General features: G+C 67.7%; 23 protein-coding genes and 1 tRNA gene. 18 read left to right on the forward strand and 6 right to left on the reverse strand.

The annotated features are described in order from the left end of the window. Nucleotides 1–101 precede the first annotated feature (101 nt). Nucleotides 102–761, reverse strand: coding sequence for a ribonuclease III (rnc, locus tag S2M10_RS21880; protein WP_211091230.1), 660 nt, complete (start codon nucleotides 759–761; stop codon nucleotides 102–104). Nucleotides 762–772: 11 nt separating this feature from the next. Beyond that, nucleotides 773–1,636: a signal peptidase I gene (gene lepB / locus S2M10_RS21885; RefSeq protein ID WP_211091224.1), complete on the reverse strand. Its 864-nt coding sequence runs from the start codon at nucleotides 1,634–1,636 to the stop codon at nucleotides 773–775. A gap of 104 nt (nucleotides 1,637–1,740) precedes the next feature. Between lepB and pgi the strand changes: the two genes are divergently transcribed. From pgi to gorA, 3 genes are all read left to right on the forward strand, one after another. Then, nucleotides 1,741–3,237 (forward strand): glucose-6-phosphate isomerase, encoded by a 1,497-nt coding sequence (gene pgi / locus S2M10_RS21890; protein WP_168847985.1) that lies wholly within the window; start codon nucleotides 1,741–1,743, stop codon nucleotides 3,235–3,237. Beyond that, complete coding sequence (locus S2M10_RS21895) at nucleotides 3,234–3,536, forward strand: alkylphosphonate utilization protein (protein WP_168847986.1); 303 nt, start codon at nucleotides 3,234–3,236, stop codon at nucleotides 3,534–3,536. Before pgi ends, S2M10_RS21895 begins: the two co-directional genes overlap by 4 nt. Nucleotides 3,537–3,628: 92 nt before the next feature. After that, a complete protein-coding gene (gorA, locus tag S2M10_RS21900; protein ID WP_168847987.1) occupies nucleotides 3,629–4,975 on the forward strand; it encodes a glutathione-disulfide reductase in 1,347 nt (448 codons plus the stop codon). Between the two features lie 161 nt (nucleotides 4,976–5,136). On the opposite strand, the gene S2M10_RS21905 is transcribed toward gorA, so the two are convergent. Continuing rightward, on the reverse strand, nucleotides 5,137–6,384 hold the full coding sequence (locus S2M10_RS21905; RefSeq protein ID WP_168847988.1) for a cation:dicarboxylase symporter family transporter: 1,248 nt from the start codon (nucleotides 6,382–6,384) through the stop codon (nucleotides 5,137–5,139). A gap of 71 nt (nucleotides 6,385–6,455) precedes the next feature. Between S2M10_RS21905 and glmM the strand changes: the two genes are divergently transcribed. From glmM to folP, 7 genes are all read left to right on the forward strand, one after another. Then, nucleotides 6,456–7,796 (forward strand): phosphoglucosamine mutase, encoded by a 1,341-nt coding sequence (gene glmM, locus S2M10_RS21910; protein ID WP_168847989.1) that lies wholly within the window; start codon nucleotides 6,456–6,458, stop codon nucleotides 7,794–7,796. Continuing rightward, nucleotides 7,796–8,020: a DUF1272 domain-containing protein gene (locus S2M10_RS21915; RefSeq protein ID WP_168847990.1), complete on the forward strand. Its 225-nt coding sequence runs from the start codon at nucleotides 7,796–7,798 to the stop codon at nucleotides 8,018–8,020. The genes glmM and S2M10_RS21915 overlap by 1 nt, the downstream gene beginning before the upstream one ends. A 4-nt stretch (nucleotides 8,021–8,024) precedes the next feature. Next, nucleotides 8,025–9,185, forward strand: coding sequence for a bifunctional hydroxymethylpyrimidine kinase/phosphomethylpyrimidine kinase (gene thiD, locus S2M10_RS21920; protein WP_168847991.1), 1,161 nt, complete (start codon nucleotides 8,025–8,027; stop codon nucleotides 9,183–9,185). Further along, on the forward strand, nucleotides 9,178–9,804 hold the full coding sequence (locus S2M10_RS21925; protein WP_168847992.1) for a ribonuclease HII: 627 nt from the start codon (nucleotides 9,178–9,180) through the stop codon (nucleotides 9,802–9,804). Before thiD ends, S2M10_RS21925 begins: the two co-directional genes overlap by 8 nt. A gap of 227 nt (nucleotides 9,805–10,031) precedes the next feature. Then, nucleotides 10,032–10,601 (forward strand): hypothetical protein, encoded by a 570-nt coding sequence (locus tag S2M10_RS21930; protein ID WP_168847993.1) that lies wholly within the window; start codon nucleotides 10,032–10,034, stop codon nucleotides 10,599–10,601. 250 nt (nucleotides 10,602–10,851) lie between these two features. Beyond that, complete coding sequence (locus tag S2M10_RS21935) at nucleotides 10,852–11,982, forward strand: site-specific DNA-methyltransferase (RefSeq protein WP_168847994.1); 1,131 nt, start codon at nucleotides 10,852–10,854, stop codon at nucleotides 11,980–11,982. Nucleotides 11,983–12,079: 97 nt separating this feature from the next. Beyond that, a complete protein-coding gene (folP, locus tag S2M10_RS21940; protein ID WP_168847995.1) occupies nucleotides 12,080–13,177 on the forward strand; it encodes a dihydropteroate synthase in 1,098 nt (365 codons plus the stop codon). On the opposite strand, the gene S2M10_RS21945 is transcribed toward folP, so the two are convergent. Beyond that, the gene (locus tag S2M10_RS21945) at nucleotides 13,162–14,589 is read right to left on the reverse strand and encodes a sigma-54 dependent transcriptional regulator (RefSeq protein WP_168847996.1); all 1,428 of its coding nucleotides are present in this window, start codon (nucleotides 14,587–14,589) and stop codon (nucleotides 13,162–13,164) included. The two genes, folP and S2M10_RS21945, sit on opposite strands and share 16 nt — an antisense overlap. A gap of 160 nt (nucleotides 14,590–14,749) precedes the next feature. Here S2M10_RS21945 and S2M10_RS21950 point away from each other — a divergent pair, with 160 nt between their 5' ends. The 8 genes from S2M10_RS21950 (at nucleotide 14,750) to S2M10_RS21985 (ending at nucleotide 20,374) form a co-directional block, all read left to right on the forward strand. Further along, nucleotides 14,750–14,887: an aa3-type cytochrome c oxidase subunit IV gene (locus tag S2M10_RS21950; RefSeq protein ID WP_093297881.1), complete on the forward strand. Its 138-nt coding sequence runs from the start codon at nucleotides 14,750–14,752 to the stop codon at nucleotides 14,885–14,887. A 1-nt stretch (nucleotide 14,888) separates the two neighbouring features. Then, the gene (locus S2M10_RS21955) at nucleotides 14,889–16,010 is read left to right on the forward strand and encodes an NAD(P) transhydrogenase subunit alpha (protein ID WP_168847997.1); all 1,122 of its coding nucleotides are present in this window, start codon (nucleotides 14,889–14,891) and stop codon (nucleotides 16,008–16,010) included. Further along, complete coding sequence (locus S2M10_RS21960; protein ID WP_168847998.1) at nucleotides 16,007–16,507, forward strand: endonuclease domain-containing protein; 501 nt, start codon at nucleotides 16,007–16,009, stop codon at nucleotides 16,505–16,507. Before S2M10_RS21955 ends, S2M10_RS21960 begins: the two co-directional genes overlap by 4 nt. Nucleotides 16,508–16,510: 3 nt before the next feature. Beyond that, complete coding sequence (locus S2M10_RS21965; protein WP_066726656.1) at nucleotides 16,511–16,804, forward strand: proton-translocating transhydrogenase family protein; 294 nt, start codon at nucleotides 16,511–16,513, stop codon at nucleotides 16,802–16,804. A gap of 2 nt (nucleotides 16,805–16,806) precedes the next feature. Continuing rightward, on the forward strand, nucleotides 16,807–18,267 hold the full coding sequence (locus S2M10_RS21970; protein ID WP_168847999.1) for an NAD(P)(+) transhydrogenase (Re/Si-specific) subunit beta: 1,461 nt from the start codon (nucleotides 16,807–16,809) through the stop codon (nucleotides 18,265–18,267). Between the two features lie 11 nt (nucleotides 18,268–18,278). Continuing rightward, nucleotides 18,279–19,154: a hypothetical protein gene (locus tag S2M10_RS21975; RefSeq protein ID WP_168848000.1), complete on the forward strand. Its 876-nt coding sequence runs from the start codon at nucleotides 18,279–18,281 to the stop codon at nucleotides 19,152–19,154. A gap of 138 nt (nucleotides 19,155–19,292) precedes the next feature. Continuing rightward, nucleotides 19,293–20,237: a hypothetical protein gene (locus S2M10_RS21980; protein WP_168848001.1), complete on the forward strand. Its 945-nt coding sequence runs from the start codon at nucleotides 19,293–19,295 to the stop codon at nucleotides 20,235–20,237. A gap of 61 nt (nucleotides 20,238–20,298) precedes the next feature. Beyond that, nucleotides 20,299–20,374: transfer RNA gene (locus tag S2M10_RS21985), tRNA-Val, on the forward strand. Nucleotides 20,375–20,491: 117 nt separating this feature from the next. Here the strand turns inward: S2M10_RS21985 and S2M10_RS21990 are convergent. Together S2M10_RS21990 and S2M10_RS21995 are read right to left on the reverse strand one after the other, a co-directional pair. After that, complete coding sequence (locus S2M10_RS21990) at nucleotides 20,492–20,860, reverse strand: hypothetical protein (RefSeq protein WP_168848002.1); 369 nt, start codon at nucleotides 20,858–20,860, stop codon at nucleotides 20,492–20,494. A gap of 69 nt (nucleotides 20,861–20,929) precedes the next feature. Then, nucleotides 20,930–21,493: a helix-turn-helix transcriptional regulator gene (locus tag S2M10_RS21995; protein ID WP_168848003.1), complete on the reverse strand. Its 564-nt coding sequence runs from the start codon at nucleotides 21,491–21,493 to the stop codon at nucleotides 20,930–20,932. Between the last annotated feature and the right edge of the window lie 21 nt (nucleotides 21,494–21,514).

Below are 21,514 nucleotides of genomic sequence, written 5' to 3' on the forward strand. Positions count from 1 at the left end.
GGGGGAGGGGTTGGGGCGGGGCTGTGTCTCACCGAGACCAACGCACGTTCTGGAATCCCTCCACCCCAACCCCTCCTCCAAGGAGGAGGGGCTTATTAGGCTTAGGACGAGCTCAGCTTGGCCAACAGCGCTGCCGCCGCGGCGGTTTCGGCTTCCTGCTTGTTGCTGCCCTCGGCACTTGCTTCGGCGAGCTTGCCGATCGACACCTTCACCGTGAAGCGCGGCGCGTGGTTGGGGCCGGAGCGGTCGACGATCTCATATTCGGGCGGCCGGCGGTTGCGTGCGGCGGCCCATTCCTGGAGCGCCGACTTGGGGTGCTTGGGCGCCTTGGCGTGTTCGTCGATCCGATTGCCCCAGGCCTTGCGCACGAAGGCGCGCGCCGCATCGAGCCCGGCCTCGCGATACCAGGCGCCGATCAGCGCCTCCATCACGTCGCCCAGTACATTGTCGCTGTCCGCGGCGCCATCGTCGCGCGCCTGCTTGCCGAGGCGGAGATGCGGCACCACGCCCAGTTCGCGCGCGACATCGGCGCAGACCGGGCCGGTCACCAGCGAGTTCAGCCGGCGGGAGAGCGCGCCCTCGGGCTCTTCCGGAAACCGCTCGAACAGCCATTCGGCAACCACCAGGCCGAGCACCCGGTCGCCGAGGAATTCCAGCCGCTGGTAGTTGCCGGCGGCCTGGCTGCCATGAGTCAACGCCCGCTGGAAGGCGGGCAGGTCCTTGGCGGGACGGCCGAAGGTCTTCTCGACCCAGCCGCCCAGATCGGGCACGCTCAGAAGCCTTCTCCGATCCGGCTCCACCGCGCCGCGGTGAACCAGGTCCAGGGGAGCAGCCAATTGGCGCCGCCGTCGGTCGACCAGAAGTTCACCACGGCCTTGCCCTCGATGTTTTCGATCGGCACGAAGCCGATGCCCGAGCCATAGGGCGGCTGCTGGAAGCGGCTGTCGGTGGAATTGTCGCGGTTGTCACCCATCAGGAAGACATGGCCGGCGGGGACGGTAAACACCTGGGTGTTGTCCTGCGGGAGATTGTCCTGGTCGAGCACGTTGTACTGCTTGCCGTTCGGCAGCGTCTCGCGGAACTGCGGGATGCGGCAGATCGGCGCGCCCTTGGCGTCGGCGGTCTGGAACTGCGTGGGGCAATGGGTGAAGTTCGGCGTGATCGGCAGCACGAAATCGGCGATGCGCTGCTTGGGCACAGGCTTGCCGTTGAGGATCACTTGGCCACCCACCATCTCGATCGTGTCGCCCGGCAGGCCGATGACGCGCTTGATCCAGTCCTCGCCATTATGGTTCGGCGCCTTGAACACCACCACGTCGCCACGCGCCGGCGTACCGGGGAAGATCCTGCCCGGGATCAGCGGCACGCTCCACGGCAGCGAGTGCCTGGAATAGCCATAGTTCCACTTGGTGATGAACAGATAGTCGCCGATCAGCAGTCGCGGCAGCATGGATTCGCTGGGGATGCTGAACGGCGAGAAGATGAAGCTGCGCACCACGAACACGATCAGCGCCAGCTTGAGCAGGAAGGTGGCAAGGTCGCGCCACTCCGACTTGGGCTTTTCCGGCTTGGCGGCAGGCACTTGCGCGGGATTGGCGCGCGATGCGCCGGGTTCGGTGGAGGCGGGCGTTTCCATGGGCACTGCTCTGCTAGGGCGCGGCGGGGAGGTCAAGCGGCGGAATGAGGCTGGAATGGGCCGGTGCGGGACGATAGGGGAGGCGTGCCACCAAGGAGATGAACATGGCCTTGCCCGACTGGACGTCGATCCAATCCCTCCCCGCCGCCAAGCTCCCCGATCTCTTCGCTGCCGATGCCGATCGGCTGTCGCGGCTGAGCGTCGATGTCGCCGGCATCCATTTCGACTGGTCCAAGACGCACCTGACGCCCGAGACGGTGTCGGCGTTCGCGGCGCTGGCGCAGCAGATGGACTTCGCGGCCAAGCGCGACGCGCTGTTCGCGGGCGAGGTGGTCAACGTGACCGAGGGCCGCGCCGCCGAGCATACCGCCGAGCGTTATGAAGGCGCGCCGGACAGCGTCGCCCGTGCGCGTTCGCAGCATGCGCGGATGCGCGCGCTGATCGACGCGATCGAGGCCGAGGCGCTGGGGCCGATCCGCCATATCCTCCACATCGGCATCGGCGGCTCTGCGCTGGGCCCGGACCTGCTGGTCGACGCGCTGGGCCGCGACATGGACCGGTACGACGTGGCGATCGTCTCCAATGTCGACGGCGTGGCGCTGGAAAACGCGATGGATGTCTTCGATCCGCAGGCGACGCTGCTCGTCATCGCCAGCAAGACCTTCACCACCACCGAGACGATGCTCAATGCCCAGAGCGCGCTCGCCTGGATGGCCGAGGGCGGGGTCGGGGATCCCTACGGCCAGGTGGTGGCGCTGACCGCCTCGCCCGACAAGGCGGTGGAATGGGGCGTCGACGAGACGCGGGTGCTGCCCTTCTTCGAAAGCGTCGGCGGGCGCTATTCGCTCTGGTCGTCGATCGGCTTCCCGGCGGCGCTGGCGCTGGGCTGGGACGCGTTCGAGGAACTGCTGGAAGGGGCGGCCGAGATGGACCGCCACTTCCGCCTGACCGATCTTGCGCAGAACGCCCCGGCGCTCGCGGCGTTCGCGGACCTTTATTACAGTCAGGCCCGCGGCTGCGAGACGCGAGCCACCTTCGCCTATGACGAACGGCTGAAGCTGCTGCCGAGCTATCTCCAGCAGCTGGAGATGGAATCAAACGGCAAGCGGGTCACCGCCGAGGGCGAAGTGGTGACCTACCCGACCGCGGCGATCACCTGGGGTGGAGTCGGCACCGATGCCCAGCATGCCGTGTTCCAGCTGCTCCACCAGGGCACGCACCTCGTGCCGCTCGAATTCGTCGGCGTGATCGAAGCGGGCGACGCCCTGGCGCCGGAACATCACCGCCAGCTGCTGCTCAACATGTTCGCGCAGGGCGCGGCGCTGATGGCAGGCAAGGGGCATGAAGACCCTGCACGCAGCTATCCGGGCGATCGCCCCTCGTCGACGCTGCTGCTCGACAGCCTCGAACCGCGTACACTGGGCGCGCTGATCGCCTTTTACGAACACCGCGTGTTCGTGAACGCGATGCTGCTCGGCATCAACCCGTTCGACCAGTTCGGCGTCGAGCTGGGCAAGGAAATGGCCAAGGCGGCGGACAAGGGCGGACTGGATTTCGACCCCTCCACCAACGACCTGATCCAGCGGGCGTTCGGCGCATGAGCGACGACGAATATGTCTTTGACGAGGCGAGCGGGGAGTGGATCCCCGCCGCCGAGGCCGCGGCCAAGGCCGAAGCGGCAGATACGGTAGAAGTGCGCGATTCGGTCGGCAACCTGCTGCAGGACGGCGACCAGGTGACGCTGATCAAGGATCTGACCGTGAAGGGCGCCGGCCAGACGCTGAAGCGCGGCACGCTGATCAAGTCCATCCGCCTGACCGGCGACGCGCAGGAAATCGACTGCAAGTTCGACGGCATCAAGGGCCTGGTGCTGCGCGCGGAGTTCGTCCGTAAGCGGTGAGACGGGCAGAGCCCTTGTTTTCGCTCCCGCCGCCCTATCTTCCTCTCGACCCTGTTCCGGCCCTTCTCGCCGGCATACCCCCGGAGTGACCCATGTCCGACTATGACTTCGACCTGTTCGTGATCGGTGCGGGCTCCGGCGGCACGCGCGCCTCGCGGATGTCGGCGGCGTACGGCGCCAAGGTCGCGGTGGCCGAGGAGTATCGCGTCGGCGGCACCTGCGTGATCCGCGGCTGCGTGCCCAAAAAGCTCCTCATTTTCGGCGCGCATTTCGCCGAGGACCTCAAGGACGCGCGCCGTTTCGGCTGGGACGTGCCCGATTGCCGCTTCGATTGGCCGACGCTGCGCGACAATGTCCTCGCCGATGTCGACCGCCTCAACGGCCTCTATACCCAGGGGCTGGAGAATAACGGCGTCACCATCCTCCACGAGCGCGCGACCGTCACCGGGCCGCACGCGGTGACGCTGGCGAGCGGCAAGGCGGTCAGCGCCAAGACCATCCTGATCGCTACCGGCGCGCATCCGCATGTGCCGAGTTTTCCCGGCAGCGAGCATGGCATCACCTCCAACGAGGTCTTCCACCTGGAGACGCTGCCCAGGCGCGTGCTGATCGCCGGCGGCGGCTATATCGCCAATGAGTTTGCCGGCATCTTCAACGAGTTCGGCTCGAAGGTTACCCTGGTCAACCGCAGCGACGTAATCCTGCGCGGCTATGACGCGCAGGTCCGCGACCGGCTGCTCCAGATCTCGATGACCAAGGGCATCGAGTTCCGCTTCTTCGCCGAGTTCGAGAAGATCGAGAAGCAGGCCGACGGTAGTCTGCTGGTGTCGATGAGCGGCCACGACCCGATCGAGGTGGACTGTGTGCTGTTCGCCACCGGGCGCGTGCCCAACACCCGGGGGCTGGGGCTGGAGCAGGTCGGCGTCCAGCTCGACGACAAGGGCGCGGTGAAAGTGGATGCGGACAACCGCAGCACGGTCGACAGCATCTATGCGGTGGGGGACGTGACCAACCGGGTGCAGCTGACCCCGGTAGCGATCCGCGAGGGACAGGCCTTTGCCGACACGCTGTTCGGTGGCAAGCCACACCAGGTTGATTATCACTGCATCCCGAGCGCGGTGTTCAGCCATCCACCGATCGCCTCGGTCGGCATGACCGAGGGCGAGGCACGCAACAAGCTCGGCTCGGTGAAGGTCTACACCTCGGACTTCCGTGCGATGAAGAACGTGCTTGCCGGCCGTCACGAACGCGCGCTGTACAAGATGATCTGCGACGGCGTGACCGGCCGGGTGGTGGGACTGCACATGATCGGTCCGGATGCGCCGGAAATCCTCCAGGCCGCCGCGGTGGCGGTGAAGGCGGGGCTGACCAAGGCGGCATTCGACGCGACCGTGGCGCTGCACCCGACGATGGCCGAGGAGCTGGTGCTGCTCAAATAATCGGCTGCAGGTGCGGTTGCCCTCCGTGGCAGCCGCGCTCGGCATCGCAGGATCGGCGATGCGGCTGCTCTCGCGCCGGTTGCGGACGTTACGCTACCGCCCCTGCGCTCGCTCCGGCCAATCGGTTGGTATCCAATCAATTCCGGCGCCAAGAATGCCCGCTATTCGGCCGGTGCTGCCACCGGTGCCCCGGTCTTGCGGGACAGCCAGATCGTCGTCGCCAGATCCCAGGTGACGTTGCCTACCGTGCGCATGATGTCCGGCAGCGTTTCCACCGCGACCAGCAGTCCCAGCGGGGTGATCGGCGCGCCGATGGTCGCCGCGACCGGCGAGATCGCGCTGACATAGCTCACCGTGCCGGGCAGGCTGACCGATCCGAGCGAGGTCAGCGTGGCGACCACGGCCCCGACCAGCAGCGTCGCGGGATGCAGCGGCACGCCGAACCATTCGGCAATGTAGATCGCCACCGCGAAGTTCATCGCAGGGCCGGTCGAGCGGAAGATCGCCACCGCCAGCGGCAGGGTGACGCCCGAGACGGCAACGGGCACGCCCACCTCCTCAGCGCCCTCGATCATCACCGGCAGCGTGGCGAGCGACGACTGGGTGCTGATCGCCACCGCCTGGCTGGGCAGTGCCGCGCGGAACATGCGGACAAGGCCGATGCGGCCGCCGACCACAGCGGCGGGATAGGCGAATAGCGTGATCACGCCGCCGACGCTGGCGACGATCAGGATATAGTGGAGCAGCGCGCCGAACGCGCCGGTGCCCGCCTTGGCGCCCACGACCAGCGCCAGCGCGAACACGCCGACGGGGCCGATCCACAGCACCCAGTCGATCACCACCAGCATCACGTCGCGTACCGCGACGAAGAAGTTGGTGAGCAGCGCGCGCGACTCGGCGGCGACGCGGGTGATCGCAAAGGCGAAGACGAGAGCGAAGATGATCAGCGACAGGAAGGCGTTCTCGGCTGCGGCCTTGACGATGTTGGCGGGGATGATCGCCGCCAGGAACTCGCCGAGCGGCGGCACCGGCCCGATCTTCTCGGCGCCGCTCAGCGCCGCGCGCAGGCTCGCGGCGGATTCCTGGGGCAGCGGCGCAATCTGCAGGAACAGCGGCGTCAGCAGCGCCGCCAGCAGTGCCGAGCAGAACAGCAGCGTCACGTAGAGCGCGATAGCGCGTCCGGCGAGCCGTCCCGCGGCGGCCGCCTCGGCGGTCGCTGTGACGCCGGTGACCAGCAGCGCCACGACCAGCGGCACGATCGTCATCTGCAGCGCGTTGAGCCAGGCCTGCCCGATCGGCTGCGCCCAAGCAGCGGCGGTCAGCCCCCCTTGCGGCGAAAAGGCCGCCAGCGCGGCGCCTGCCGCGAGCCCGGTGAGGAGGGAAAGAAGAATACGGGTAGGTTGCGACATGCTCGCCCTTTGCAGTTTTCGTCGCTATCACAGCACGCACACAACGCGACAAGGGCGCGAGAACGAACCGCATGGCAAGAAAATATTTCGGTACCGATGGCATCCGCGGCGCCACCAACCTCTCCCCGATGACCGCCGCGATGGCGATGAAGGTGGGCATGGCCGCCGGCGCGCATTTCCGCCGCGGCGATCACCGCCACCGGGTGGTGATCGGCAAGGATACCCGGCTTTCCGGCTATATGCTGGAAAACGCGATGGTCGCGGGCTTCACCAGCGTCGGGATGGACGTGGTGCTGGTCGGCCCGATGCCGACCCCGGCGGTGGCGATGCTCACCCATTCGATGCGCGCCGATCTGGGGGTGATGATCTCGGCCAGCCACAACCCCTATTTCGACAACGGCATCAAGCTGTTCGGTCCGGACGGGTTCAAGCTCTCCGACGCCGATGAGGAAGCGATCGAGGCGCTGATCGACGGCGACGTGGCGCTGGCGCCGTCCGCCGACATCGGCCGCGCCCGCCGCGTCGAGGACGCGCGCGGCCGCTATATCCACTTCGCCAAGTCCACCTTCCCGTCGGACCTGACGCTGGACGGCCTCAAGGTGGTGGTCGATTGCGCCAATGGCGCGGCGTACCAGGTAGCGCCCTCGGCGCTTTGGGAGCTGGGTGCCGAGGTGGTGACGATCGGTGTTTCGCCCAACGGCAAGAACATCAACGACGGTGTCGGCTCGACCGCGCCGCAGGTGCTGAGCGAGACGGTGGTCGGCTCGGGCGCGGCGCTGGGCATCGCGCTGGACGGCGACGCGGATCGCCTCATCGTCGTCGACGAGACCGGCACGGTGATCGACGGCGACCAGCTGATGGCGCTGATCGCCACCGGCTGGGCGCGGCAGGGCAAGCTCGCCGGGGGCGGGCTGGTCGCCACCGTCATGTCCAATCTGGGGCTGGAGCGGCACCTCGCCGCGCAGGGCCTGGGGCTCGTGCGCACCAAGGTGGGCGATCGCTATGTGCTCGAGAAGATGCGCGGCTCCGGCTACAATGTCGGCGGCGAGCAGAGCGGGCACATCATCCTCTCCGACTATGCGACCACCGGCGACGGGCTGGTCGCGGCGCTGCAGGTGCTGGCCGAGATCGTGCGCGCTGGCGCGCCGGCGAGCGAGGTGCTGCACCGCTTCGAGCCGTTGCCGCAGCTGCTCAAGAACGTCCGCTTCGCCGGTGGCAAGCCGCTGGAAGATGAACGGGTCAAGGACGTGATCGCCGCTGCCGAGGCCGAGCTGAAGGGCCGCGGCCGGCTGGTGATCCGCGCCTCGGGCACGGAGCCGGTGATCCGGGTGATGGCCGAGGGCGACGACAAGGCGCAGGTGGAAGTGGTGGTCGACCGAATCTGCGACGCCGTGCGCGCGGCGGCCGCCTGATGCTGGAGATGCGGCCCGATTGCGAGCGTTGCGGCACAGACCTGCCCGCCGATGCCGGCGGCGCCTTCATCTGCTCGTTCGAATGTACCTTCTGCGCCGAGTGCGCCGACGACATGGACGAGCGTTGTCCCAATTGCGGCGGCGAACTGCTCGATCGCCCGGCGCGGGTCGGCAGTGCGCTGAAACGCCATCCCGCTTCCACCGAGCGCAAGCACAAGAGGTAAGGCCATGGGCGCACGCGTGCTGATCATCGCTGGCTCGGATTCCGGCGGCGGTGCCGGGATACAGGCGGACATCAAGACCGTGACCATGCTGGGTGGCCACGCGATGACCGCGATTACCGCGATCACCGCGCAAAATACGATGGGCGTGCAGGCGGTGCATCCGGTGCCGACCGAGATGGTATCGGCGCAAATCGATTCGGTTGTGCGCGACATCGGCGTGGATGCAGTGAAGATCGGCATGATCGGCTCCGCCCGCACCGCGCTGGCGGTGGCCGAGCGGCTGACCGAACTGCCGGGCGTGCCGGTGGTGTTCGATCCCGTCATGGTCGCAACCAGCGGCGCGCGGCTCGCCGACGAGGCGACGGTGGCAGCGTTCGAGCGGCTGATGGACCGCGCCACGGTGGTGACACCGAATCTGCCGGAGCTGGAGGTGCTCGGCCGCGATCCGCAGGAGATCGTCGCGGCGCACGGCTGCGCGGTGCTGGTCAAGGGCGGGCACGGGGAAGGGCCCGAGGTGATCGACACCCTCTATTCGGCCGATCCCGAGGACCCGCCGCAGATCGAATGGCGCGACCCCAAAATCGATACCGAGAATACCCATGGTACCGGCTGTACGCTCGCCTCCGCCATCGCCTGCGGTCTCGCCGCCGAATGGGACCTTCCCGAGGCGGTGAGCCGGGCGCGGCGCTTCGTGCGGATCGCGATGCGGGAGGCCGAGGGGCTGGGGCGCGGCCATGGGCCGATGGCGCAGCAGGCGGTGCGGCTCGACCTCAACATGAGCTTCTTCGAGCCGATGCTGAACCAGGTGACGGTGCCCGCGCAGGACCTGGCGGCGAGTGAACGCTTCTACCGGCTGCTCGGACTGCGCCAGATAGTGCGCGCCTCGCCCCGCTATGCCCGGTTCGAGACAGAGGGCGGCGCGACCTTCTCAATCGCGACCGACGAGGCCTATACCGCGCCGGTCGTCTATTTCGAATGCGGCGATCTCGACGTGACCGTCGCCTATCTCCAGCAACAGGGCTTCCGTTTCGAGCAGGAGCCCAAGGACGAGAAATGGGGTTGGCGCGAGGCGCGGCTGCGCGACCCCGCCGGCAATGCGGTTCGTCTCTATCAGGCTGGCGAGATGCGCCGCTTTCCGCCATGGCGGATCGAGGACGATGCCTGACCTTTCCTACGAGACACGATATTTCCAGCTCCATGCCGGCCCGGTCGCCGGCGTGGACGAAGCCGGGCGCGGCCCGCTCGCGGGCCCCGTGGTCGCCGCCGCGGTGGTGCTGGACCCGAAGTGCATCCCCGAAGGCATCAACGATTCCAAGGCGCTGACCGCGGCCAAGCGCGCGAAGCTGTGCGAGGAACTGCTCGCCTGCGCCAGGGTGGGGGTGGGGATCGCCAGCGTCGAGGAGATCGACCGGCTCAACATCCTCTGGGCGACGATGCTGGCGATGACGCGCGCGGTGGAGTCGCTGGGCGCTCCGCCGGCCTTCGTGCTGGTCGACGGCAATCGCTGCCCGAAATGGCACCATCGCAGCGAGGCGGTGGTCAGCGGCGACGCGCTGTGCCTGTCGATCGCCGCTGCCTCCATTGTCGCCAAGCATCGCCGCGACTGCATGATGGTGGAGCTGGACGCGCAATTCCCGGGCTATGGCTGGGCATCGAACAAGGGCTATGGCGGCAAGGCCCACCAGGAGGCGCTGCGGGCATTGGGCCCGACGCCGCACCATCGGCGCAGCTTCGCTCCGGTCGCGCAGGCGCACCTCGACTTCGGACCGATCGCGGCGGAATAGCGCCGCGCGGCCTGACCCTACCCATCGTTATTCCGGCGAAAGCCGGAATCCATTCGCCACTCGGTGTCCGCAGGAGCCCTGCCGTAGACCCAAATGGATCCCGGCTTCCGCCGGGATGACGGCGTGGCGCGGCTGGGACCATCCTCAAACCCGGCAAATTTTGCCTAGTGCGCCCGCAGTCCGCGCCGCCGTCCTATGATGTTGGGATAGCAGCGGGAGGCGTGGGCATGGCATATCTGGGCAGCATGATACGGGGATCGACCGGTGGGTTTCAGCCAGCGACGCGCTACGACCCGGTGCTGGCCGAACTGCTCCGCGAGGCGATCATCGGCCCGGCGAGCTTCCACGAGATGGCCGCGATGGTGCGCTATGCCGAATCGCGCGGGCTGGGCGCGATCCGCTTCCGTTTCGACGACGACCGCGCGCTGACCGACCCCACCCATCCGCTGCACGTCGCCTTCCTCGAGACGCTGCGCGATCCCGCGCTCGCGAGCGACTATGCCGATCTCGGCGAGATCGCGCCGTGGCGGCACCGTGCGCTCAGAACGCGGCTGCCCTCCGACATGCTGGGGACGCGTGCCAGCCGCAAGGCGGTGCGGGCAGCCGTCCAGGCGACGGGCACCTCCTGGGAGGTCCGCGTAGCGCTGTGCGTCGCGGCGCGCATCCGATTCGGCGGCGAGGCCGAATGGTTTGGGCGCGAAGCGCAGGCGCTGTATGAAATGGGGCTTTTCACCCAAGCCCGCGCTCGGCTGGCGGCGAGTGTCGCGCGCGGTGGTGAGGCCATTGCCATCGGCTAACCGTTTGCGGAACGTTCCAGCTTATCCACAGGCGGGGAAAATTTTCACAGGATTGAAACTGAGTCTTTTCGGCCACACCCACCAGCGCTTGGGCCTGTGGATAACTTCTTGACTCAAGATATGGCGGGTGCCGAAATGTTCCGCGCCGCCAAGCACCTGCTTCGGGTCACCACCCGGCGATCCCCCCTCTTGACGGAGGAGTCGCTCGGCCCCGAATAGGGATGCCTTTTGGGCGAAGGGGCAATGATTCATGGGCGTGCTGGAGAAGGTCAAACGGGCAGGTGCGCGCGTCGCGAAGCAGGCGCCGGCCGTGCTGCCGCTGGACACGATCCTGCGCCAGGATTGCATCGAGGCGATGCGCGGGCTGCCCGACAAGTCGATCGACATGATCTTCGCCGATCCGCCCTACAACCTGCAACTGGGCGGCGACCTCAACCGTCCCGACGGCAGCCATGTCGACGCGGTGACCGACGAGTGGGACAAGTTCGACAGCCTCGCCGCCTATGACAAGTTCACCCGCGAGTGGCTGGCGCAGGCGCGCCGCATCCTGAAGGACGACGGCACGATCTGGGTGATCGGCAGCTATCACAACATCTTCAAGGTGGGTTCGGCGATCCAGGACCTCGGTTTCTGGATCCTCAACGACATCATCTGGCGCAAGGCCAATCCGATGCCCAACTTCAAGGGCACGCGGTTCACCAACGCGCACGAGACGCTGATCTGGGCATCGAAGGGCGAGAAGTCGCGCTACACCTTCAACTATCGCTCGATGAAGACGCTCAACGACGAACTGCAGATGCGCAGCGATTGGGAATTTCCGATCTGCAGCGGGCAGGAGCGGCTGAAGAAGAACGGTACCAAGGTCCATCCGACGCAGAAGCCCGAGGCGCTGCTGTACCGCGTGCTGCTATCCTGCACCAAGCCGGGCGACGTGGTGCTCGATCCCTTCTTCGGCACGGGTACGACGGGCGCGGTGGCGAAGCGTCTCGGCCGCCGCTGGATCGGCATCGATCGCGAGGGCGTGTACGTGGAAGCCGCGCTGGAGCGCATCGCGGCAGCCCTGCCGCTCGACGAGAGCGCGCTGCAGACGATGCAGGCCCCGAAGGCTGCGCCGCGTGTCGCCTTCGGCCAGCTGATCGAGAATGGCTATCTCGCGCCCGGCACCGTGCTCAGCGACCACAAAGCGCGCTGGCGGGCCACGGTGGGTGCGGACGGCTCGCTCAGCTGCGATGGGCAGGCGGGATCGATTCACAAGCTGGGCGCGACGCTGCAGGGGGCGCCGAGCTGTAACGGCTGGACCTTCTGGCATTACGAGGACGAGGGCGGCCTCAAACCGATCGATGCGCTGCGCCAGACCTACCTGCTCGCGACACAGCCTTAAGCCCTTCCCATCCATCCGCCCTCCCGCTTACGGGAGGGGCAGGCGGAGGAACAGGGTAGCGCTTTCCTCAGCGGCATCCTCCCGGTAGCACGGCGCGATGCTCGATCTCCCCGCCGCCGCCCGCCTGTATCTCCGCCCGATCCAGTTCGTCGACACCCCCGTCGGCCGCGATGGCGAGGTCGCGCGGCTGGCCGGCGGATTGCTCTGGTTCTCCGGCTTCGAGCTGATCGCGGTGGAGAAGGAGAAGCGGGTTCTCCAGCGCGTCGTGTCAATCGCCGAAGCCGAGGCCGATCCGCGCCTGGCCCCCCTGGCCGCGCGCATCACCGCAACCCGCCCGCCGCTGGCCCTCGGGCAGCGTACGCTGCGCTTCGACCAGCCGCAGGTCATGGCGATCCTCAACATGACGCCAGACAGTTTTTCCGACGGTGGCAAGCATCTCGGCGACGCCGCTGCCGCTGCGCAAGCGGGCGTCGACATGAGCATTGCGGGCGCGGCGATTCTCGATGTGGGCGGCGAGTCTACCCGCCCGGGTGCGCAAACGGTGTGGGAGGGAGACGAGATCGCCCGCGTCGTGCCGGTGATTGAGCGACTGGCGGCGAGCGGCGCCGCGATTTCGATCGATACCCGCAAGGCCGCAGTGATGGAGGCCGCGCTCGCGGCGGGCGCGCATGTCGTCAACGACGTGTCGGCGCTGCTTTATGACGATCGCGCGCTGGAGGTGGTGGCGCGTGCCGGCTGCCCGGTGGTGCTGATGCACGCCGCCGATCCCAAGCACGGCGCCAAGGGGAGGGGCGCCTATCGCGACGTGCTGATCGAGGTCTATGACTGGCTCGAGGCGCGCGTCGAAGCCGCGGTCGCGGCGGGCCTCGACCGCGCCAAGATCGTGATCGATCCCGGAATCGGCTTCGGCAAGACGCTGGCGGACAATCTCGCGCTGATGAACGGACTGGCGCTGTTCCATGGCCTTGGCTGCCCGATCCTGCTCGGCGCCAGCCGCAAACGGATCGTCGGCGCGCTGTCCAACGAGGCTCCCGCGGAGCAACGCCTCGGTGGATCGCTGGCCCTCGCGCTCAAGGGCGCCGCGCTGGGCGTGCAGCTGCTGCGCGTCCACGACGTGTTCGAAAGCGTCCAGGCGCTGCGGGTGTGGCGCGGCATGCAGGATGCTGCGCTCACCGCGCCTCACGCCGCGGTCTGATCGATCCCCAATTCGCCGAGCTTGCGGTATAGCGTCGAGCGGCCGATGCCGAGGCGACGGGCGACTTCGGTCATCCGGCCCCGATAATGACCGATCGCCAGCCGGATCACGTCCGCCTCGATCTCGTCGAGCGGGCGCAGGTTGCCGTCCGGGCGGAACAGGGTGATGCCGCCCATGCCCGACTGGTTGGCGACCGGACCCGACGCCATCGGCTTGCCCTGCGCGATCTGGGCGATCTGCGGGAAGTCCTCGCGTGTCAGCCCCTCTTCGTCGCAGAGAACCGCTGCGCGAAACAACGCGTTCTGCAGCTGGCGGACATTGCCCGGCCAGTCGTAGGCGGTGAGCAGCTGCAGCGCGTCCTCGGTGATGCCGAGCTCGCGCAGGCCGGGCTGCTCGGCGATCCGCGCGAGCAGGTGGCGGACCAGCGCAGGGATATCGCCGGCGCGCTCGCGCAGAGGCGGGATCGTTACCTGGACGACGTTGAGCCGGTAATACAGGTCCTCGCGGAAACGCCCCGCTTCCACCTCGGCGAGCAGCGGCACATTGCTGGCCGCGACCACCCGCACATCGACTTCGCGCGGATGGCGTGCGCCGAGCGGCTGGATCTCGCCGGTCTGCAGCATACGCAGCAACTTGACCTGCGCCTCGAGCGGCATCTCGCTCACTTCGTCGAGGAAGATGGTGCTGCCGTCGGCATCCTGGAGGCGGCCGACCTTGCGCTCGAACGCCCCGGTGAAGGCGCCTTCCTCATGGCCGAACAGCTCCGATTCGACCTGGTTGGCGGGGATCGAGCCGCAATTGACGCAGATGAGTTCCTTGCGGGCGCGCGGCGAGGCGTTGTGGATGGCTTCGGCCACGACATGTTTGCCGACGCCGCTCTCGCCTTCGATGAGCACCGGTACACGGGCTCGGGCTGCTTTGGCGGCGACGGCCAATGCGGCGCGGAATTGCGGCGCGGAACCGACGATCTCCGCGAAGCCGAGATTGGCGGTGAGCTTCTCGGTGAGCGGGCGGAGTTCGCCGGCGCTGCTGCCGCCCATCGCGCTTTCCAGTGCGGCGAGCAGCCGCTCGGAGGCGATCGGCTTCACCAGGAAGTCGCTGGCGCCCGCACGCATCGCGCCGACGGCGGCCGCAACCGAACCGTTCGCGGCGAGCACCAGAATCGGCATGTGCGGGCGGCGCGCGCGCAGTTCGGCGATCAGAATCGCAGCATCGGCATCCGAGGCGGGATGGTCGAGCAGGATCGCGTCTACCGCCAGACCGTCCGGCGTTCCCAGCGTGGCGAGCGCGCCTTCGGCATCGTCGGCGAAGATCGTTCGCCAGCCGCGGCGCGAGGCGATCGCGGCGACCAAGCGCCGCTGTGCCGGTTCCGAATCGATCAGCAACAGAAGACGTTGCCCGTTGCGCGTCATGCCGACTCCAGTCCCAAATGTCCCGTTTCGAGCCGCATCGGTTAGACCAGATGCGTAAAGTTCGGCTTAAGCAGGGCCGAAACAGTTCTTTGGGCGGCGGGGTTGAGGGTGGCCGAAGCAGCGGTATAAGACATCGAGCACCTAGGAGAGGAGCGCATCAATGGCTGAAACAGGTGAAAACGCCGGCGAGATCCAGTCGCATGTCGAGACCTTCAACGGTTTCACTGCATTGATGAAGTGGGGCACGGTGGCGGTCTTCCTCATCGCGGCGTTCGTCGTCTTCCTGATCGCCCGCTGACGTGAAGATCGCGGTACTCAAGGAAGCGGCGACTGCCGAACGACGTGTCGCGGCTACGCCCGAGACCGTCAAGAAATTCATGAATTTGAAGGCTTCGGTGGCGGTGGAGACGGGCGCGGGACTTGCCGCTTCCTACGCCGATCCGGCCTATCGCGACGCGGGCGCGACCACGGGCACGCGCAGCGAGGTGCTGGCCGATGCCGACATCGTGCTGGCCGTCCAGGGCCCCGATCCCGACAGCCTGGCGGGCCTGAAGCCGGGGGCCTGGCTGGTCGCCGGGCTCAACCCGTTCGGCGAGCGGGCGCGACTCGACCGCTATGCGGCACTGGGACTGGAAGCGCTGGCGATGGAGTTCATGCCGCGCATCACCCGCGCCCAATCGATGGACATCCTGTCGTCGCAGTCGAACCTCGCCGGCTACAAGGCGGTGCTGGATGCGGCCGCCGAATATGATCGCGCCTTCCCGATGATGATGACCGCAGCGGGCACGGTGAGCGCGGCCAAGCTGTTCGTGATGGGCGTGGGCGTCGCCGGGCTCCAGGCGATCGCCACCGCGCGCCGGCTGGGCGCGCAGGTCTCCGCCACCGACGTCCGCTCGGCGACCAAGGAGCAGATCCTGTCGCTCGGCGCCAAGCCGATCTTCGTCGAGAATGTCGCCGGGATCGAAGGAGAGGGCTCGGGCGGCTATGCCACCGAGATGAGCGACGCCTACAAGGCCGCGCAGGCCGAGCTGGTTTCGGCACATATCGCCAAGCAGGACATCGTGATCACGACGGCGCTGATCCCCGGCCGCGCCGCGCCCCGGCTGATCAGCGACGCGCAGATCGCGACGATGCGGCCGGGCAGCGTGATCGTCGACCTGGCGGTGGAGCAGGGCGGCAATGTCGAGGGCTCGGTGCCGGGCGAGATCGTGGAGCGCCACGGCGTGCGAGTCGTCGGCCATCGCAACGTGCCGAGTCGGCTCGCTGCGGACAGCTCGGCGCTGTTCGCGCGCAACCTGTTCAACTTCCTTTCGGCATTTTGGGACAAGGAGGCGGGCAAGCCCGTGCTCGACGCGGAGATCGGCACCGCCGTGCGGGTGACGCAGGGCGGCAAGGTGGTGCACGAGAGGCTGTTGCAATGACGCCGGGGGCGCTCCCCGATCCTCCCCGGCACGGGGAGGGGGACCGCGCGCAGCGCGGTGGAGGGGGGGCGAAGCGGGCGATCCGGCCCGAAGTCGCACTAGCGCGGCGGCAGCGAAGGAAGCTCAGTCTGCCGGAAGTGCTGTTGTGGCAGCGTTTGCGCCGCAATGCGCTGGGGACTCGGGCACGCAACCAGCATCCGGTCGGCCCCTATGTCGTGGATTTCCACGTCGCCGCCTTGCGGCTGGTGATTGAAGTGGACGGTCAGGTGCACGCTGCTCCCGCAAGGATTGCGCATGACCGCCGCAAGGATCGGCTTCGGGCCGACAACGGCTATCGAGTTGTGCGTATCAGTGCGGCGGAAATCTTGCAGGACGCGGACGCAGTAGCTTCCTCGATTGCGTCCCTTGCCGGGCTTCCCCTCCACCAGCCTGCGGCTGGTCCCCCTCCCCGTTCCGGGGAGGATCTTTCCGTGCAACCGCGCACGGATCAGGAGTAGATCATGGACTTCATCTCGATCCTGTCGGTCTTCGTGCTGGCGTGCTTCGTCGGCTATTATGTCGTCTGGTCGGTGACGCCGGCCCTGCACACGCCGCTGATGGCGGTGACCAACGCCATTTCCTCCGTCATCATCGTCGGCGCGCTGATCGCCAGCGCGGCGGGCAGCGTCGGCAGCGCGGGCGAGACGGCCAAATGGCTGGGGCTGCTTGCGGTGGTGCTGGCCAGCATCAACATCTTCGGGGGCTTTGCCGTGACCGCGCGGATGCTTGCGATGTACAAGAAGAAGGTTCGCTGAGCATGGAGAGCATCGCACCGCTCGCCTATCTGGTCGCAGGCGTCTGCTTCATCCTCGCGCTGCGCGGACTGTCCAGCCCCGCCACCAGCCAGCGGGGCAACCGGCTGGGCATGATCGGCATGACGATCGCGGTCGTCACCACGCTGGCCACGCATTTTCCGCACAGCAAGGGTGCAGCATCGGGCTTCGCCGTCGATCCGCTGGTCGCGGGAGAGATCCTCGCCGCGATCCTGATCGGCGCGGTGATCGGCGTCGTCACTGCCCGGCGCATCCCGATGACGGCGATGCCGCAGCTGGTCGCCGCCTTCCATTCGCTGGTCGGCCTGGCCGCGGTGCTGGTCGCCTGCGCGGCGTTCCTCAACCCCGCGGCGTTCGGCATTGCCGATCTCGTGATCCCGCTGATCGGTGCGCCGTTCGAATCGATCCACCCGGTAAGCCGCATCGAAATGGGGCTGGGGGTCGCGATCGGTGCGATCACCTTCTCGGGATCGGTGATCGCGTTCCTCAAGCTCAACGGCAATATGGGCGGGAAACCGATCCTGCTGCCCGCGCGCCACGTCATCAATCTCGGCCTGCTCGCCGCGATCCTGGGCCTGATCGGCTATTTCGTGCAGGACCAGGCGCCCTGGGTGTTCTGGACGATCACGGTGCTGAGCTTCGTCATCGGCTTCCTGCTGATCATTCCGATCGGCGGCGCGGACATGCCGGTGGTCGTGTCGATGCTGAACAGCTATTCGGGCTGGGCGGCGGCGGCGATGGGCTTCACGCTGCACAACTCCGCGATGATCATCACCGGCGCCCTGGTCGGCAGCTCGGGCGCGATCCTCAGCTACATCATGTGCCGCGCGATGAACCGCAGCTTCCTCAGCGTGATCGCGGGCGGGTTCGGCGGCGATTCCGGCGGCGGCGCGAGCGGCGCGGCGGCGGTCGACCGGCCCTGGAAGCGCGGTTCGGCCGAGGACGCGGCGTTCCTGATGAGCCAGGCCGAGCAGGTGATCATCGTTCCCGGCTACGGCATGGCGGTGGCGCAGGCGCAGCACGTGCTGCGCGAGATGGCCGACAAGCTGAAGGCGCACGGCGTGCGGGTGAAATACGCGATCCACCCGGTCGCCGGCCGCATGCCGGGGCATATGAACGTGCTGCTCGCCGAGGCCAACGTCCCCTATGACGAGGTGTTCGAGCTGGAGGACATCAACTCCGAATTCGCCCAGACGGATGTCGCCTTCGTCATCGGCGCCAATGACGTGACCAACCCGGCGGCCAAGACCGACAAGTCCTCGCCGATCTACGGCATGCCGATCCTCGACGTGGAAAAGGCCAAGACTGTGCTGTTCATCAAGCGGAGCATGGGCGGCGTGGGCTATGCCGGCGTGGACAACGAGGTGTTCTACCGCGATAATACGATGATGCTGCTGGCCGATGCGAAAAAGGCGGTGGAGGAAATCGTCAAGTCGCTGGATTGAGGGGTTGTTGGGTGGTTGGATCGATTCTGGGCGGCGCGTTCCGCCTGTTGCGGCAGCATCCGGTCTCGGTGCTGGTCTGGTCGATCCTCTACCTTGTCGGCGTCTTCGCGATCGGCCTGCTGCGAATCCTGGTTGCGCCCGCCGATCCCGGGAGCATCGCGGGCGCGATCGGCGCCGGGGTGCTCAGCCAGGGCCTGGCGATCGCGCTGGTCGCGGTGCTGATCACGGCCGCGACACGCGCCACGCTCCACCCCTATAAGCGCGGCGCCTGCTATTTGCGGCTGGGCGCCAATGAAGCGCGGGTGTTCGCCCTGCTCGCCATGCTGACGATCGCGAGCATGGTGCTGGCCTTCCTGCTGACCCTGACCAACGGTTTCCTGCTGTCGCTGTCCAGCCTGGTGCTGCCCGTCGCCGCGGCGCACTGGATCGCCGCCGGACTGGTGCTGGCGGAGCTGGCGGCCCTGGTGTTCGTGCAGGTGCGGCTTTCGATCGCCCTGCCGCTGACCTATCTCTACGAGGCGATCACCGTGGACGAGGCCTGGGCGCAGTCGCGCGGCCATTTCTGGTCGATCTTCGGCGCCTTCGCGGCGCTGGCGCTGCTGCTGGCGCTGGCAGGCCTCGCGCTGCTGGCGGTCTTCTTCCTGCCCGTGCTGACCACGCTGGTGCAGGCCGGCATCAACGGCCGTGCGCTGGCGGAAACCCTGCTGATGATCGTCGTCGCCGCCAAGAACTTGCCGGCGGCGTCGCAGCTGATCCTGGTATCGGCCATGCTCGCGCTGACGGCCTTGAGCTTCGTTCTCGCAACCGCGACGCTTGCCAGCGCGGCGAGAACCATGCTGGGATTGAAGGATGGCCAGATCGAGGATTTGCGGCGCCGGCGCGGTTAGTTCCGGTCTATTGACTCCACTCTGGAGAGACTCCGCGAACGCGCTGCCAAATTCCTCCGAATTGGAGTAAGACAGACTCCGCCATTTCGGAGCGACACGGCATCTTCGGGGAACAGATGTCGAACCATGGGGGCGGACATGTATGAAGCGATGGGGGCCGGGGGGCTCCAGGACATTGCGTATGACATTGCTGTTGATGTCGCGCAGATCGTGGCGGGCACCGCCGCGGGCCGGGACGCGGCGGTGCGGACCGCGTCGTTCGCGGGCCTGCGCGCGCGACAAGCCGTAGATGCCGAGACCGCGATGCAGAACGAGTCGCTGATCGACGGTGCGCAGCTGCTGCTTCTGGAGGCGGAGGGCATCGAATCGCCGCTGCTCGAGCCGCTGCTGGCGCGGCTCGGCGCGATGGCAGAGGCGCGCGGGGTTTCGCTGATCGCGACCGTGACGCCGGCACAGCTCGACATCGCGACGGGATTGCTGCCCGCCACCGCGGTGGTGCAATGCGCGCCGAGCGATGCCGATCGGCTGGGCGCGGCGCTGACGGCGCGGCGCGCGCCGGTATCGCGGCTGCATGACGGCATGCGCGACCAGGAAGCCCTGCGCATGCGGCGCTTCCAGGAGGAGGTGGCGCGGATCGCGGATTCGCTCACCCGGCTTACCCGCAGCGAGTTGCCGGGCCGTCCCGCGACCATGCGGACCGAGGCGCTCGCCTTCCGATCGGAAAGCGACTCGGTGGAGACGGACGCCGCCGAGATTCGCCGGGTCATCCGCGCGCGACGGATGCGGGCGGAATTCTTCGAAGGCGACCTGTTTGCCGATCCGGCGTGGGACATGCTGCTCGACCTCTATGCGGCCGAGCTGGAGCACCGCCAGATCTCGGTCTCCAGCCTGTGTATCGCCGCGGCGGTGCCGCCGACGACGGCGCTGCGCTGGATCGGGACGCTGAACGAAGCCGGGCTGTTCGATCGCAAGGCCGATCCGAACGACCGGCGCCGGGCCTATATCGCGCTGAGCGATACGGCGCGGCGCGGCATGGATCGCTATATCGGCGCGGTGAAGCGGGCGGGATTGAATCTCGTTTGAGGCTTGCCCTCGGCGCGCAGCTTTGGCATCGGCATGCAACGCGGTCGCCGAGGCGACGCGCGGGCGGTTAGCTCAGTTGGTAGAGCATCTCGTTTACACCGAGAGGGTCGGCGGTTCGAGCCCGTCACCGCCCACCATTTCCCGCTCAGCCTCCGTCGCTCTTTGGCCGGCCGCGCCGCGGATGGGCATATCGCGGGTGCGCGGCGCTCCCAGGTACGGAAGGCCGGGCGGCGCTGGGCCACCCGGCGCGGACCTCAATTGGCCTTGAAGCTCGGCTTGTCGCCGGTGAAGGCGACGGTGACATAGCTGTTGTCGCACAGATTGATGTTCGGCCACACGGCGGTGGTCTTGTCCTCGAACGTGCCGCGCACGTCGAACTTGCACGCGCTGGCCGCCTTTTCGAAGTGAATCGTGGTCTTGCCGCCGGCCTTGACCTTGCCGTCCTTGTTCAGCTCCGCATCGACCTTGTTGTCGACCCAGCTGCCGCTGCCGGCGGGGGCGATCTCGACCTTGGTGATGAGCTTGCCGGTGTTGTTGGTGAGCATGAAATCCCAGTCATCCGCCAGCGCCGGGCCGGCTGCCGCGAGGACCGCTGCGGATGCGATGAGAGCGAGCTTCTTCATGGTAATCTTCCCTCCTGTTGCGCAGCATTTTGCGCGCAACTGCCGCAGCGGGCAAGGGCGTAACAATGCCTATAGCGCGCGGACCAGCTGCATCGCGACGGCGATCCAGGCGGGATCGGTCACCACCTGCTGGCGGCCGCCGGCCCCGGGCGGCAGCAATTGCAGCCGGTTGCCGTCGCGGCCGATCAGGCGGCCGAACAGGAAGCGGCCGGCAGGGCGCGGCACCAGCACGTCGCGATTGAGCGCGCGACCGAATTCGGCGGGGGGAAGCCGTTCGCACCAGATTGCGTCGCCGGCGCGATACTCGCCGACGCTCGCCTCGACCACCACCGCGACGGTGCCCGCTTCGGGCCGCGGCGGCACCAGGGTCGCTGTGCGGCGCGGGGCATGGGCGCCGTCCGCCGCCAGCAGTGCGGCGACGGGGATGTCCGGGCGATCGGGCAGCTGCACGAGATCGGCCGCGTCGACCTCGAGCGCGGCGGCGATCCGGTTGAGCCAGGCAACGGATACCGTGCGCGTGCCGGTTTCGAGCCGGCCGATCGTCTGCGCCGTGGTGGGCGGGCTGCAGCGGCGGGCAACGTCGTCGAGCGTCAGCCCCTTGGCGCGTCGGACCTCGCGGATGGCGGTGATCATGGGCTGCTCCTAACCAGATCG

This window comes from Sphingomonas sp. S2M10 (genome assembly GCF_012650175.1).
Taxonomy (GTDB): Bacteria; Pseudomonadota; Alphaproteobacteria; order Sphingomonadales; family Sphingomonadaceae; genus Sphingomonas.

What these genes read in the sequence shown, in the direction of transcription:
- S2M10_RS21945 (WP_168847996.1), bottom strand. Translation starts at nt 14,589, where the DNA reads ATGACGCGCAACGGGCAACGTCTTCTGTTGCTGATCGATTCGGAACCG.
- S2M10_RS21915 (WP_168847990.1), top strand. Translation starts at nt 7,796, where the DNA reads ATGCTGGAGATGCGGCCCGATTGCGAGCGTTGCGGCACAGACCTGCCC.
- folP (WP_168847995.1), top strand. Translation starts at nt 12,080, where the DNA reads ATGCTCGATCTCCCCGCCGCCGCCCGCCTGTATCTCCGCCCGATCCAG.
- S2M10_RS21895 (WP_168847986.1), top strand. Translation starts at nt 3,234, where the DNA reads ATGAGCGACGACGAATATGTCTTTGACGAGGCGAGCGGGGAGTGGATC.
- S2M10_RS21905 (WP_168847988.1), bottom strand. Translation starts at nt 6,384, where the DNA reads ATGTCGCAACCTACCCGTATTCTTCTTTCCCTCCTCACCGGGCTCGCG.
- S2M10_RS21950 (WP_093297881.1), top strand. Translation starts at nt 14,750, where the DNA reads ATGGCTGAAACAGGTGAAAACGCCGGCGAGATCCAGTCGCATGTCGAG.
- S2M10_RS21970 (WP_168847999.1), top strand. Translation starts at nt 16,807, where the DNA reads ATGGAGAGCATCGCACCGCTCGCCTATCTGGTCGCAGGCGTCTGCTTC.
- lepB (WP_211091224.1), bottom strand. Translation starts at nt 1,636, where the DNA reads ATGGAAACGCCCGCCTCCACCGAACCCGGCGCATCGCGCGCCAATCCC.
- S2M10_RS21960 (WP_168847998.1), top strand. Translation starts at nt 16,007, where the DNA reads ATGACGCCGGGGGCGCTCCCCGATCCTCCCCGGCACGGGGAGGGGGAC.
- S2M10_RS21980 (WP_168848001.1), top strand. Translation starts at nt 19,293, where the DNA reads ATGTATGAAGCGATGGGGGCCGGGGGGCTCCAGGACATTGCGTATGAC.
- S2M10_RS21990 (WP_168848002.1), bottom strand. Translation starts at nt 20,860, where the DNA reads ATGAAGAAGCTCGCTCTCATCGCATCCGCAGCGGTCCTCGCGGCAGCC.
- S2M10_RS21995 (WP_168848003.1), bottom strand. Translation starts at nt 21,493, where the DNA reads ATGATCACCGCCATCCGCGAGGTCCGACGCGCCAAGGGGCTGACGCTC.
- pgi (WP_168847985.1), top strand. Translation starts at nt 1,741, where the DNA reads ATGGCCTTGCCCGACTGGACGTCGATCCAATCCCTCCCCGCCGCCAAG.
- gorA (WP_168847987.1), top strand. Translation starts at nt 3,629, where the DNA reads ATGTCCGACTATGACTTCGACCTGTTCGTGATCGGTGCGGGCTCCGGC.
- S2M10_RS21925 (WP_168847992.1), top strand. Translation starts at nt 9,178, where the DNA reads ATGCCTGACCTTTCCTACGAGACACGATATTTCCAGCTCCATGCCGGC.
- S2M10_RS21935 (WP_168847994.1), top strand. Translation starts at nt 10,852, where the DNA reads ATGGGCGTGCTGGAGAAGGTCAAACGGGCAGGTGCGCGCGTCGCGAAG.
- S2M10_RS21965 (WP_066726656.1), top strand. Translation starts at nt 16,511, where the DNA reads ATGGACTTCATCTCGATCCTGTCGGTCTTCGTGCTGGCGTGCTTCGTC.
- glmM (WP_168847989.1), top strand. Translation starts at nt 6,456, where the DNA reads ATGGCAAGAAAATATTTCGGTACCGATGGCATCCGCGGCGCCACCAAC.
- thiD (WP_168847991.1), top strand. Translation starts at nt 8,025, where the DNA reads ATGGGCGCACGCGTGCTGATCATCGCTGGCTCGGATTCCGGCGGCGGT.
- S2M10_RS21930 (WP_168847993.1), top strand. Translation starts at nt 10,032, where the DNA reads ATGGCATATCTGGGCAGCATGATACGGGGATCGACCGGTGGGTTTCAG.